General features: G+C 69.1%; 13 protein-coding genes. 3 read left to right on the top strand and 10 right to left on the bottom strand.

What is annotated here, in order from left to right; translation table 11 throughout:
• Positions 1-326 precede the first annotated feature (326 nt).
• From NFC98_RS14555 to NFC98_RS14525, 7 genes are all read right to left on the bottom strand, one after another.
• Positions 327-1,094, bottom strand: coding sequence for a transporter substrate-binding domain-containing protein (locus tag NFC98_RS14555; RefSeq protein WP_254275640.1), 768 nt, complete (start codon positions 1,092-1,094; stop codon positions 327-329).
• Between the two features lie 134 nt (positions 1,095-1,228).
• Entirely contained in the window at positions 1,229-1,954 is a 726-nt protein-coding gene (locus NFC98_RS14550; protein WP_254275639.1) for an ABC transporter permease, read from the bottom strand.
• A 1-nt stretch (position 1,955) separates the two neighbouring features.
• Positions 1,956-2,657 carry an ABC transporter permease gene (locus NFC98_RS14545; RefSeq protein WP_254275638.1) on the bottom strand — a complete coding sequence of 234 codons (702 nt, stop codon included), beginning with the start codon at positions 2,655-2,657 and terminating at the stop codon, positions 1,956-1,958.
• A 52-nt stretch (positions 2,658-2,709) separates the two neighbouring features.
• Positions 2,710-3,480 (bottom strand): ABC transporter ATP-binding protein, encoded by a 771-nt coding sequence (locus NFC98_RS14540; RefSeq protein WP_183332201.1) that lies wholly within the window; start codon positions 3,478-3,480, stop codon positions 2,710-2,712.
• Between the two features lie 216 nt (positions 3,481-3,696).
• A complete protein-coding gene (locus NFC98_RS14535; protein WP_254275637.1) occupies positions 3,697-4,695 on the bottom strand; it encodes a succinylglutamate desuccinylase in 999 nt (332 codons plus the stop codon).
• A gap of 8 nt (positions 4,696-4,703) precedes the next feature.
• Positions 4,704-5,513: a DUF1338 domain-containing protein gene (locus NFC98_RS14530; RefSeq protein ID WP_254275636.1), complete on the bottom strand. Its 810-nt coding sequence runs from the start codon at positions 5,511-5,513 to the stop codon at positions 4,704-4,706.
• 168 nt (positions 5,514-5,681) lie between these two features.
• Positions 5,682-6,230 (bottom strand): lipocalin family protein, encoded by a 549-nt coding sequence (locus NFC98_RS14525; RefSeq protein ID WP_254277853.1) that lies wholly within the window; start codon positions 6,228-6,230, stop codon positions 5,682-5,684.
• A 141-nt stretch (positions 6,231-6,371) separates the two neighbouring features.
• On the opposite strand from NFC98_RS14525, the gene NFC98_RS14520 reads away from it, so the two are divergent.
• Complete coding sequence (locus NFC98_RS14520) at positions 6,372-7,229, top strand: class I SAM-dependent methyltransferase (protein ID WP_254275635.1); 858 nt, start codon at positions 6,372-6,374, stop codon at positions 7,227-7,229.
• 45 nt (positions 7,230-7,274) lie between these two features.
• Here the strand turns inward: NFC98_RS14520 and NFC98_RS14515 are convergent, their stop codons facing one another.
• Both NFC98_RS14515 and NFC98_RS14510 read right to left on the bottom strand, forming a co-directional pair.
• A complete protein-coding gene (locus NFC98_RS14515; protein WP_254275634.1) occupies positions 7,275-7,634 on the bottom strand; it encodes a hypothetical protein in 360 nt (119 codons plus the stop codon).
• Positions 7,635-7,646: 12 nt separating this feature from the next.
• The gene (locus NFC98_RS14510; RefSeq protein WP_254275633.1) at positions 7,647-9,041 is read right to left on the bottom strand and encodes an NAD(P)/FAD-dependent oxidoreductase; all 1,395 of its coding nucleotides are present in this window, start codon (positions 9,039-9,041) and stop codon (positions 7,647-7,649) included.
• Between the two features lie 280 nt (positions 9,042-9,321).
• Here NFC98_RS14510 and NFC98_RS14505 point away from each other — a divergent pair, with 280 nt between their 5' ends.
• Both NFC98_RS14505 and NFC98_RS14500 read left to right on the top strand, forming a co-directional pair.
• A complete protein-coding gene (locus NFC98_RS14505) occupies positions 9,322-10,875 on the top strand; it encodes a tetrathionate reductase family octaheme c-type cytochrome (RefSeq protein WP_254275632.1) in 1,554 nt (517 codons plus the stop codon).
• Between the two features lies 1 nt (position 10,876).
• Positions 10,877-11,509 carry a cytochrome b/b6 domain-containing protein gene (locus NFC98_RS14500; protein WP_254275631.1) on the top strand — a complete coding sequence of 211 codons (633 nt, stop codon included), beginning with the start codon at positions 10,877-10,879 and terminating at the stop codon, positions 11,507-11,509.
• Positions 11,510-11,590: 81 nt separating this feature from the next.
• Here NFC98_RS14500 and NFC98_RS14495 read toward each other — a convergent pair whose 3' ends face one another.
• A complete protein-coding gene (locus NFC98_RS14495; protein ID WP_254275630.1) occupies positions 11,591-12,664 on the bottom strand; it encodes a tartrate dehydrogenase in 1,074 nt (357 codons plus the stop codon).
• Between the last annotated feature and the right edge of the window lie 69 nt (positions 12,665-12,733).

Genomic DNA, 12,733 nt, shown 5'->3' with positions numbered 1-12,733 from the left:
CGGCCAGGGTGGCGCGGGAACGGGCTTGCCAGGGTGGCGAGGGTGCGACCGGAGTCGCGCAGGATCACCGCCGGTCAGGCGGCGTCATGGAGACGGGGCACGGGCGTGCCGTGGCGGCCGGAGCGGCTGCCGGGGAAGGCTATTCGTCGAACCATTCGCTGAGGGCGAAGCTGTCGAAGTAACAGCCGTAGGCCTCGAGCGACTGGCGATGGGTGAGGGTGCTATCGATCATGGACGCTGTCCCGATGCGATGGTGAGCCTTTACATTCCTTCATGGTCGGCGGGGTGTCAACGCCTCTCCCGGGGGCCGGGAGAGGCGCGGTCACTCACTCCTCGCCGAAATACCTCTCGTGGATCTCGTCGTAGGTGCCGTCTGCCTTCAGCGTGGCGAGGGCCTCGTTGAAGCGCTCGGCCAGGGCCTCGTCGCGCTGGCGGAAGGCGATGCCGAAGCCGTCACCGAAGTACTCCTTGGGCTCGGTGATCATCTCGCCGACCACCTGGTAGTCGCGGCGCTCGCTGTCGAGCAGGGTCGCCTTGCCCACCGGGTAGTCCAGGAAGACGATGTCCAGGCGCTCGGCCTGCATGTCGAGGACCATGTCGTCGGCGGTGGAGTAGCGGCTGACGCTGGCCACGTCGCCGAACATGTCGGTGACGTAGTTGTCCTGCAGGGTGCCGCGCTGCACGCCGATGGTCAGCCCCTCGAGGGTCTCCCGGGTGGCCTCCGGCAGCTGGCTCTCGGCCGGGGCGAACCAGGCGGAGGGCGGGGTGAAGTAGGGGTCGGAGAAGAGCACGGTCTGGCGACGCTCGTCGTTGATGGTCATCGACGACATGATGGCATCGTAGTTGCGGGACATCAGGCCGGGGATGATGCCGTCCCACTCCTGCTCGATCCATTCGCAGGTGACGCCGATCTCCGCGCACAGGGCGTTGCCCAGGTCGATGTCGAAGCCGGTGAGCTCGCCCTCGGGGGTGCGGTACTCCATGGGCTCGTAGGGCACGTCGACGCCGATGCGAACGTGGTCGTAGTCGCGCGCCTGGGCGGTGCCGGCGGCCATGGCCAGGCCCAGGAGCGAGACGGTCAGCAGTTTCTTCATGGGTCGTTTCCTTGTTGTTTCCAGGTCACTGTTCAGGGTGTCTTGTGGACATCATCGTCGACTCTAGCGCAGTCGCCGCCGGTGGTGAACGGGGGCGGCGATGCGTTGGCCAACGCTCGTTTGACGCCTCGCCCTCAGGCCGGTTTCAGGTGGGCCAGCAGGCGCCTCTCCAGCCAGCGGAACAGGTAGAGGATCGCGAAGGTCAGGCAGAGGTAGATCGCTGCCACGAAGAGGAAGGCCTCGAAGGGGGCGTAGAAGCGCGCGTAGACGAAGCGTGCCGCCCCGGTGAGGTCCATCAGCGTGACCACGCTGGCGATGGCGCTGGCATGCAGCATGAAGATCACCTCGTTGCCGTAGGCCGGCAGCGCCCGGCGGAAGGCGCTGGGCAGGATGATGCGACGCATCATGAGCCCCTGGGACATGCCGTAGGCGCGTGCCGCCTCGATCTCGCCCTTCGCGGTCGCCTTGATGGCGCCGCGGAAGATCTCGGTGGTGTAGGCGGCGGTGTTGAGGGTGAAGGCGATCAGCGCCGGGTAGAAGGCCTCGCGCAGGATCGGCCAGAGGAAGGTCTCCTGGATGCCGTCGAAGAACACCACGCCGTAGTAGATGATGTAGAGCTGGATCAGCAGCGGCGTGCCGCGGAACACGTAGGTGTAGGCGTAGATCGGCAGGCTGATCCAGCGGCGGCCCGAGCTGCGCCCGATGGCCAGCGGCACGGCCATCACCAGGCCGATCACCAGCGACAGGAAGACCAGCTGGGTGGTGGTCACCAGGCCTTCCCAGTAGTAGCCCAGGGTCTGGGGCGTGAAGATCAGGTTGCCGGCCAGCAGGTCCTGGAACCAGAGGGTGATGTCCTGCATGTCAGTGCCCTCCGAAGCCGACGCTGTAGCGTTTCTGGAGCCGCAGGAAGATCCACTCCGACACCGAGGCGATCAGCAGGTAGATCAGCGCCACCGGGATCAGGAAGGTGAAGGGCTCGTGGGTGGCCCGGGAGGCCTCGGCGGCGATGCGTACCATATCCGACAGGCCGATCACCGAGACCAGGGCGGTGGTCTTGAGCAGCACCATCCAGTTGTTGGAGAGCCCGGGCAGGGCGTGGCGCATCATCAGCGGGAAGCGGATGCGCCGGAACACCAGCCAGGGGCTCATGCCGTAGGCCTTGCCGGCCTCGATCTGGCCGTGATCCACGGCCATGAAGGCGCCGCGGAAGGTCTCGCCCATGTAGGCGCCGAAGATGAAGCCGATGGTCAGCACCCCGGCGGCGAAGGCGTTGAGGTTGACGTACCAGTCGACGCCGAAGCGGTCGTAGAGGGCGTCCGTGACCAGGTTGAGCGCCATCTGGCCGCCGAAGAACAGCAGCATCATCAGCACCAGGTCCGGCACCCCGCGGATCAGCGTGGTGTAGAGGGTGGCGACCCGGTGCAGCAGCCAGCTGCGGGACATCTTGGCGCTGGCGGTGAGCAGCCCCAGCACGATGGCCAGGGCCAGCGAGAGCACCGCCAGCTGGATGGTGACCCCGGCGCCCTCGAGCAGCCGCGGGCCGTAGCCGTGAAGATCGAGCATCTCCGTTCCCTTCCGTGCGTGGACGTCGGTACGCGGGTGGCGTGCCGACGCCTCAGTATTTGGGCGCCAGGAACTGCTTGAGGCGCGGCGACTGCGGGTTGCCCAGCACCTGGTCGGGCGGCCCGGCTTCCTCCACCAGCCCCTGGTGGAGGTAGATCACCTGACTGGAGACATCCCGGGCGAAGCCCATCTCGTGGGTCACCACCACCATGGTGCGGCCCTCGGCGGCCAGGTCGCGCATCACCTTGAGCACGTCGCCGACCAGTTCCGGGTCCAGCGCCGAGGTGGGCTCGTCGAACAGCATCACCTCCGGGTCCATGGCCAGCGCCCGGGCGATGGCGCCGCGCTGCTGCTGCCCGCCGGACATCTGGGCCGGGTAGGCATCGGCGCGCTCGGAGAGGCCGACGCGCTCGAGCAGGGCGCGGGCCTGCTCGATGGCTTCCTTCTTCGGCTTGCCGAGCACATGCACCGGGGCCTCGATGATGTTCTCCAGCAGGGTCATGTGCGACCACAGGTTGAAGCCCTGGAAGACCATGGAGAGGCGCGCACGCATGCGGACCACCTGCTTCCAGTCGGCGGGCTCCCGGCCGTGGCGAGTCTGCTTGAAGCGGATCTCCTCGCCGTGGACGATCAGGTCGCCCTCGTCGGGCTGCTCGAGCAGGTTCATGCAGCGCAGGAAGGTGCTCTTGCCGGAGCCGGAGGCTCCGATCAGGGTGATGACGTCACCCTTGTGGGCCTTCAGGGAGAGGCCCTTGAGGACTTCGGTGTCGCCGAAGCGCTTCTTGATGTTGCGCACTTCCAGCGGTAGAGGCGTTGCGGCCATAACTCGGCTCCAGATCGGGACGGCCATCCGGAGATGGCGAAATCGGCATGGCGGATGCGAAAGGCTGGCGATTCTACCAGCACGAGCACCCGCTGGCAGAGCGGGGCAGGGCCGCAAATGTACGACTTTTGTCTGATGGTGTCTCGGGGGTCATCGGGTGTCATCCTCCAACTTGTTGTTATTGGTCAGGTTGATCGTCTGCCTGGGGGCGTTTGCCTAGCGTGGATTGCCGTTTTCCGGCGGCGGGCAGGGGCGTGCCAGCAGGGCGGCGCGGGCGCCGATCTCCACCCCGGCATTGGGGAAGACCACCGCCAGGGGCGCCTCGCCGACGTGGAAGTCCCCGGCCTCGGCATCCCGGGCCAGGCGGGTGCCCGGGGCGAACTCGGTGAAATTGGGGGTATCGTCGGGGAAGGTCAGCCGGAACGCCTCGGCCTGGCGCATCAGCTCGTGCTCGACCCGGAAGAAGGCCATGGCCTCGGGGACCTTCCCGGGGGGCTCGCGACCTTCCGCCAGGGCCTCCAGCAGGGCGCGCATGGGGCGCAGCGGGGCCAGGTCGTTGCCGCCGAAGGGGGCCACACGGCCGAGCTCCAGGGTGAAGCCCTGGGCGCCGTGGTAGTGCCGCGAGTAGTGGGAGAAGGTCCAGCTGTGACGGTGCTGGTGGAGCACCGCCTGGATCCCCGCAGCCGCCAGCCAGCGCCACTGCTCGGGGGCGACCGGAGTGTCCGCGAAGGGGCTCACCGCGAAGCGCGGGTAGCGGCTCTCGCGGATCGCCGTGTGCAGGTCGTAGTGCAGGGGCGCGAAGCCGGCGTGGCGGGCGAAGAAGGCGTCCACTGAGGCCATCAGCTCGCGGGCCCGGGCCGGCTCGTCGCCGGTCTGGTCCTGGCCGCGCTGGAACAGGCGGTTGAGGTTGGTCTCCAGGAAGCGCTCGGCGCGGCGGATCGCCGGCAGGTTGCCGAGGATCAGCAGCAGCGGGGCGCCGAGCCGGCCCCGGCCGCTGTCGAGGCCGGCCAGCACCTCGCCGAGCAGCTCGATCGGCGCGGTCTCGTTGCCGTGCACGCCCACCGACAGCACGCAGGCCCGGGCCTGGGCCCGGGGTGCCTCGGGGGCCAGCTCGAGGATGCCCGGCCCGTGCAGGCGCCAGCGGCCGAAGGGCAGGCGGCCCTCGGCGGGGAGGGCCTGGTCCGCCAGGCTGCGGTCGATCCAGTCGGCCAGCATGGTGGACCTCACCCTTGCCGCCGGATGTCGGTGGACTCGAAGATCCGGTCGGCGCTGGCCGCCACGAAGCCCTGGTAGAGGCGGCCCTCGGCGTCGAGGTAGCGCCGGGCGAACTCGTAGTAGCAGGTGGGGATCTCCTCCACGCGTCCGCCGGCGAAGGTGAAGGGCATGCGATCCGCCAGGGTGGAGCCCTGCTCCAGCAGCACCTCGGGGGAGCCCTTGACCCGGCCGCCGGCGGCGTTGATGCCGATCCCCAGGGCCTCCACCCGGTCCAGGACCTGCTCGACGCCGGGGTAGCGCGTCAGGCCGTTGACGCTGATGGTGAAGTGGTTGGCCCGCAGGCCGATGATCGAGAGCCAGGCGGCGTATTCGCTCTCCGCCATCAGGGTGCGGTAGGCCTCGAAGCTGGGCGCCTCCCAGAGCCGGCCGGCCCACATCACCTCCGGGTGGGCCACCCGGGCCGGGTCGACCTGGGCCACCAGGCCGTCGATGATGGCCTGGGCCTCGTCGGAGAGTTCGTCGCACTTCAGCTCGGAGAGGAAGACCCGCGGCTGGTCGCTGGCAGGCGGCAGGTAGCCCCAGGCGCGCAGCTTCTTCTCGCGGAACTCGTAGGGTTCCAGGGGCGTGTAGCCCAGCGCCAGCAGGTGCGGCTCCAGCCGGGCCAGCGAGAGGGGGCCGCGGTCGAAGGTGCGGAAGGCGACATGGTCGTTGACGATGTGCTCGCCCTCGGCCACGAAGGCGTCATGGATGCGGCTGGCCTGGGGCGTCATGGCGATGTAGTCGTCCCAGAGGCGGGAGAAGAATCGGGTGATGTCCATGGTCATGTTGTTGTGGTGCCCGGTGTCGGTGGGGAAAGAGGGCACATGGCGCGCCCCGTGGTTCGCCCACCATTCCCCAGCCTGCCGCCGGGCGGCAAGAGGGGGCGTCGGCCTGGTGAAAGAGCCGGTGCCATCGTGAAACTCCACGCGGGGAGGGGCGTCGCGACCTCAGCGCCGCCAGGGGGCGCAGGCCTCGCCCTGCTCCACCTCGATCAGCTCCTCCACCGGGAAGGCCATGCGACGGGCGCGCTCGACCAGGTCGCGGTAGGTCGCCTCGTCCAGGGTCGGTGTGCGGGCCAGGATCCACAGGTAGCGGCGATCCGGCCCGGCCACCAGCGACCACCGGTAGTCGTCGTCCAGGGCGAGCACGTTGTAGCCGCCATAGAAGGGGCCGAAGAAGCTCACCTTGAGCCGGCCCACCGCCTCGTCGCCGATGAAGTAGGCGCGCCCCTCGGCCTCGTCGGCCTCGCCGTCGGCGAGGTTCACGCCGCGGTTGATCACCCGCACCCCGCCATCGTCGCGCAGGGAGTAGTCGGCGGTGACGCAGTCCAGGCCGCGCTCGAAGGAGTGGTCGAGCCGGGCGATCTCGTACCACTCGCCCAGGTAGCGGTCGAGCTCGAAGCCGGTGACCGGCTCGGTGCCCTTGGGGATGCCGGTGCAGCCGGCCAGCAGCAGGCTGCCGGCGGCGAGGGAGGCGAGCAGGGGGAGGTGAGGCATGGGGAGGCGAGGCATGGGGAGCTCCTTTCCGTGGGGTGCTGGGGATAGCCGGCGCCGCGGGGTAACTGCGACCTTTTGCAGGATGGGGGAGGGCGTGCCGGCAGGCTAGACTGACCCCCCGCCGTTCGCCAGGAGGCCACCATGACCGACCACACCCGCCGTCTCGATGCCCACTATGATGCCCTTGCCGCCGGGGGCGGGGGAAGCCTGGTGGCCCGGCTGCAGGCGGCCTTCCGGGCCGCCGGGTGCGACCCTGACCACCTGACCCTGGACGCGGTGGCCGGCATCGACCAGCTGCACCTGGGCGGGCGTGCCGCCAGCCGCTCCCTGGCCGCGCTGGGCGAGCTCGAGCCCGGTGCGCGGGTGCTGGACGTGGGCTGTGGCACTGGCGGGGCCGCCAGGCTGCTGGGCGACGAGTTCGGCTGCGAGGTGGTCGGCGTCGATATCACCGCCGCCTTCGTCGCGGCGGCGGAGTGGCTGAGCGCGGCCACGGGGCTTGCCGGGCGAACCCGCTTCCTGTGCGCCGATGCCGCGCGTACCCCGCTCGCCGGTGCCGGCTTCGATCTCGTCTGGTGCCAGCATGCGCTGATGAACATGCCGGACGTGCCCGCCGTGCTGGCCGAGTGGCGGCGCCTGCTGGTGCCCGGTGGCCGGGTGCTGCTCCACGAGGTGGTGGCCGGCGACAATCCCGAGCCGCTGGCGCTGCCGGTGCCCTGGGCGCGCACGGCGGCGACCAGCCACCTGCAGCGGCGCGAGGCGCTGGAGGCGAGCCTCGAGACGGCGGGTTTCGTGCCGGTGTGCGTGCGCGACGTGACCGAGGCGGCGCTGGCCTGGCGGCAGAAGCACGCTCGCCGGGAGGCGGGGGACGCGCCGGCCCCGCCTTTGCCAGGGCCGGCGCTGATCTTCGGGCCCGAGTTCGCCGATATGGGTCGCAACCTGCGCGACAACCTGGCTGGCGGCAGGGTCCGGATCCTGGAAGGGGTATGGCGCCTGGCATGAGCCGGGCGCGTCACCGTGGCGGCAGGGGCCCCGTCGCACCAGGGGTCAGTGGGCGTCGCCCAGGCTTACGTAGCGGGGCGCGCGCACCAGGTAGCTGAGCGGGTGCAGCACCAGCCAGGCGGCGATGGTCAGGCCGATCACGGCGCCGATCATCGCCACCCAGTCGAAGGCGGTGGCCACATAGCCCAGCTTCGAGTTGGTAAAGGCGGGAATCCACCACAGCCCCGAGAGGCCCACCGCCAGGGAGGCCAGGTTGGCGCCCAGGCAGCGGTAGTGGAGCGCGCGGTAGCCGCGCAGGCGGGCCACCAGCTGGACCAGCACCAGCACCGCCAGGGCGCCCACGATCACCCACAGGAAGGGAGCCAGGGCATACATCAGGATGGTCAGTGCACCTTGAATCGTCATGATCGTCTCTCCTCAGGCCTGGCCTTCCAGCACGGCGTAGTAGGCCGGCTGCAGCATGCGATCCTTCATCACCCAGGCCGCCCATGACTCGTCGCGGGGGTCAATGAAGGGGAAGGAGGGCAGGAAGTCCATGTCGTTGTCGTAGCCGAACTCCACCAGCATCGCCTTGCCGATACCGGTGATCATCGGGCAGGAGGTGTAGCCGTTGTGGCGGGCCGGCAGCGGCTGCTCCTGCATCTGGGCCAGCAGGTTGGCCTCGACCACCGGGGCCTGGGCCTTGACGCTGGCGGCGGTCTTGTTGATCGGCGCGCCGATCACGTCGCCGATGCCGAACACCTCCGGGTAGCGGTTGTGCTGCATGGTGTGGATGTCCACATCCAGCCACTCGCCGCGGAAGGGGCCTGCATGGGCGATCAGGTCGCTCTCGCGGACGAAATCCGGGGCGCTCATGGGCGGGACCACGTGGATGAAGTCGTAGTCGACCACCTCGGTCATCTCCCCCTCGCGGCCGAATTCCGCCTGGCGCAGCTCGTGGTGGGAGGTGAACTCGCTGGCCGGGCCGACGAAGGTGAACTCGGCCTGGCGGGCGCCGGGGTCGATGGCGGAGAGCCGGTAATGGTGGCGGCGGGTGACCCCCTGCTCGTCGAAGCGCTGCTTGACGAAGTCGTTGACCCAGGGCTGGCTGAACAGCGACGCCCCCGGGGCCATGAACTCCACCTGGAAATCGTCGCGATGGCCGGTTTCCTCCAGCCGCGAGAGGGTGGTGAAGGTCATCTTGAGCGGTGCACCGGCGCACTTCACCGGGGTGGGCGCCGCGGTGAAGATGCCCTTGCCGCTGCCCTTGGCCAGCCAGGTGTCGATGGCATCGCGGGTACGGGTGGCGCCCTCGATGCTGGCATAGACGCTGCCGATGCCGTGGGTGCCGACCAGGTCGGGCGACATGCCGTCGATCAGGTGGTAGTTGAGCTGCAGGCCGGTGGCCACCACCAGATAGTCGTACTCCAGCACGCTGGCATCGGCCAGGGAGACGCGGCGCTGCTCGGCATCGATGCCCACGGCGGGTTGGCGCACCCAGTCCACGCCCGCGGGCACGAAGTCGGCGTTGGGGCGCATGGTCTTGTCGGGCAGCCACACGCCCGAAGCCACCAGGGTCCAGCCCGGCTGGTAATGGTGGATCTCGCGCGGTTCGACGAGCGAGATGCGGGCGCCGTCCAGGCGACGGGAGAGGCGATTGGCCATGGCCATGCCGGCGGCACCGCCGCCGAGGATGACGATGCGCGCGCGGGTGGAAAGCGTGCTGGCCTGCAGGCTGCCCAGGGGCAGCAGGCCAGCCGCGCCGGCACCCAGCCCCAGCTTGAGGAGCTGGCGCCGGTCCAGGCGGACAGGGGCAAGGGGAGAGCGGGACATGTCGGGACTCCTGCGTGATGGGTCAGGCTTTCGTTGTTATATCCTTATAACTGTTATTTTATAATCTAGTCTTAATCCTGTCGCCCATCCCCTCTTGGTATGCGACAACTTGACGCAAGTCAGCCCTTTGGCCGGTGTGGGGCGCATGGCGAGGCTTTTTCTTGACTCCTTCTCGATGATTTGTTGACCCGGGTCATCCCCGAACCGTTCCCCCCTGCCATGCTGTCAGGCAGGGGGGAGGCGGTCGCCATGGTCGGCCTCGTGATCGGGGGAGAGGAGAATGATCCAGCGCAAGCAGCGGGCCGATTGGTGGGCCCTTTGGGTGATCCTGGGGTGGCTGATGCTGCTGCCCGCGGCCCACGCCAGTACTGCGGACCACACACAGTTCGAGGAGCTGCAGGGGCCTTTCACGAGTGCCGATCAGGTGACCCAGGCCTGCCTGGGGTGCCACACCGAGGCCGCTCAGCAGGTGATGGCGACGCGGCACTGGACCTGGGATTACGAGAATCCCCACGGCGGCGAGCGGCTCGGCAAGCGCACCATGCTCAACACCTTCTGCATCGCCGACCAGTCCAACGAGGGCTTCTGCCAGTCCTGCCACGTGGGCTACGGCTGGGAGGATGACACCTTCGACTTCGGCGATCAGAGCCGTGTCGACTGCCTGGCCTGCCACAACACCGGGGACTACGTGAAGAAGGGCGGCTGGGCCGGCTGGCCCAACGAGGCGCTGACCGACCTGACCCGGGCGGCCCGGAACGTGGGCGCCACCTCCCGTGAGACCTGCGGCAGCTGCCACTTCTACGGCGGCGGCGGAGACGGCGTGAAGCACGGCGACCTCGACTCCTCGCTGGTGAACGCGCACCGCGAGCTCGACGTTCACATGGCCGTCGACGGGCTGGACTTCAGCTGCAGCAGCTGCCACCAGACCGAGAGCCACGTGGTGCCCGGCAGCCGCATCCAGGGCACCGCCGTGGACGCCCAGGCGGCAGTGATTCGCGGCAGCCAGGAGGCGCGCAACCCCGCCACCTGCCAGGCCTGCCATGGCGACACGCCCCATGAGTCGGGCGCCATGGCCGAGCGGCTGAATGCCCACACCCGCGCCCTGGCCTGCCAGACCTGCCATATTCCCGAGTTTGCCCGCGGCGGGATACCCACCAAGATGGCCTGGGACTGGTCCACCGCCGGCGAGCTCGACGAGGCGGGGAACCCGATCCAGCGCAAGGACGACAACGGCCACGTGGTCTACGACAGCAAGAAGGGCGACTTCGTGCTGGGCGAGAACGTGGTACCCGAGTACCTGTGGTGGGACGGGACGACCACCTTCGTCACCGCCGAGACGGTGATCGACCCGAGCGAACGCGTGCTGGTCAACACCTATCACGGCACCCCCGGCGCCGAGGATGCCCGCATCTGGCCGGTCAAGCGGGCGCTGGGCAGGCAGCCCTATGACACCGTCCACCGGACCCTGCTGCGTCCCCAGGTGGCGATCCCGAACGACACCGCCTTCTGGTACAACTTCGACTGGGACAAGGCGCTGGCGGTGGGCACCGGGACCTCGAGCCAGCCCTTCAGCGGCGAGTACGACTTCGTCGATACGGCGATGCTCTGGCCCATCACGCACATGGTGGCGCCCGGCGACCAGGCGCTGGGCTGCGCCGCCTGCCACGCCGACGACGGCCGGCTGGCCGGCGTGGAGGGGGTCTGGCTGCCGGGGCGGGACCGCCACCAGCTGCTCGACCGCTTCGGCTTCGGCCTGGCCGGCCTGATGCTGCTGGGTGTCGTCGGCCACGGTGCCCTGCGCATCGCCAACCGCAACCGTCGCAAGGAGCCCTGAGATGAGCCAGCGCATCTACCTCTTCACCCGCTTCGAGCGTTTCTGGCACTGGGCCCAGGCGCTCCTGGTGATCACCCTGCTGGTCAGCGGCTTCGCCATCCGCGGGGTCCATTCGCTGATCCCCTTCGGTCCGGCGGTGCGGCTCCACGAGACGGCGGCCTGGCTGCTGATCGGCCTGTGGGTGTTCGCTATCTTCTGGCACTTCACCACCGGGCAGTGGCGGCACTATATCCCGACCCTGACCAACATCGATGCCATGGTGCGCTACTACGCCTTCGGCATCTTCACCGGCGCTCCCCATCCCTACAGGGTGACCGTGGAGCGCAAGCACAACCCGCTGCAGCGCCTGGCCTACCTGGGCGTCAAGCTGGTGATCAACCCGCTGATCTGGGTCTCGGGGCTGCTCTACCTGTTCTGGGGCAGCGTGCGCGACAGCGTGCCGGCTTTCCTCGGCCTGGAGCAGGTGGCCGGGCTGCACGCCCTGGGGGCCTTCCTGATGCTGGCCTTCCTGATCATCCACGTCTACCTGGCCACCGCCGGCCATACGCCCCTGGCCCACATCAAGGCGATGGTCACCGGCTGGGAGGAGGTCCACGACGAGGGCCAGGTGAAGCATCCCCCGCGGGCGCCCTGAGCCGCCGGCGCCCTGCACCACGAAGCGGCCCCCGCCATGGCGGGGGCCGCTTCGCTTTCCGGAGGTAACCGGGGGCGCGACTCACCCCCCGAGGCGTGCCGCGATTGCCCGGCCCAGGCTCTCGGTGGTGCCGGTACCGCCCACATCGGGGGTGAGCACGGCCCTGTCGCCCTCGGCCAGCACCGCCTCGAAGGCGGCGACGATGGCGTCGCCGGCTTCCTGGTGGCCCAGGTGCTCGAGCATCATGGCGCCGGACCAGACCTGGCCGATGGGGTTGGCGATGCCCTTGCCCGCGATGTCCGGGGCGCTGCCGTGCACCGGCTCGAAGAGGCTGGGGAAGGTGCCCTCGGGGTTGATGTTGGCCGAGGGGGCCACGCCGATGGTGCCGGTACAGGCCGGGCCCAGATCGGAGAGGATGTCGCCGAACAGGTTGCTGGCCACCACCACGTCGAACCAGTCGGGGTGCATCACGAAGTTGGCGGTGAGGATGTCGATATGGAACTGGTCCACGGCGACGTCGGGGTAGTTCGCCCCCATGGCGGCCACGCGCTCGTCCCACCAGGGCATGGTGATGGCGATGCCGTTGGACTTGGTGGCCGAGGTGAGCTTCTTGCGGGGGCGCGAGGCGGCGAGCTCATAGGCGAACTTCAGCACCCGGTCGGTGCCGTGGCGGGTCATCACCGTCTCCTGGATCACCACCTCGCGGTCGGTGCCCTCGAACATCTTGCCGCCGACGCTGGAGTACTCCCCCTCAGTGTTCTCGCGCACCACGTAGAAGTCGATGTCGCCGGGCTTGCGGTCCGCCAGGGGGCTCTTGATGCCCGGCAGCAGCCGGCAGGGGCGCAGGTTGATGTACTGGTCGAAGCGGCGGCGGAACTGCAGCAGCGAGCCCCACAGCGAGATGTGATCCGGCACCGTGGCCGGCCAGCCCACGGCGCCATAGAAGATGGCATCGAAGTCCTTCAGGGTCTCGAACCAGTCGTCGGGCAGCATCTGGCCGTGCTCGGCGTAGTAGTCGCAGCTGGCGAAGTCGAAGTGCTCCAGTGCCAGGTCGATGCCGAAGCGGGCGGCGGCGGCCTCGAGGGCGCGCAGCCCCTCGGGCATGACTTCCTTGCCGATGCCGTCACCGGGGATCACGGCGATTCTGTGGGTCATGTCGGGCTTCCTCGCTATCCGGGATGGGGGATGGACTCCCGGCAGTCTAGCCCTCCCAGTTCCATCGAT

The organism is Halomonas sp. 3H (genome assembly GCF_024206005.1).
GTDB lineage: Bacteria > Pseudomonadota > Gammaproteobacteria > Pseudomonadales > Halomonadaceae > Halomonas > Halomonas campaniensis.
This window is presented reverse-complemented; position numbering and strand designations above follow the sequence as displayed.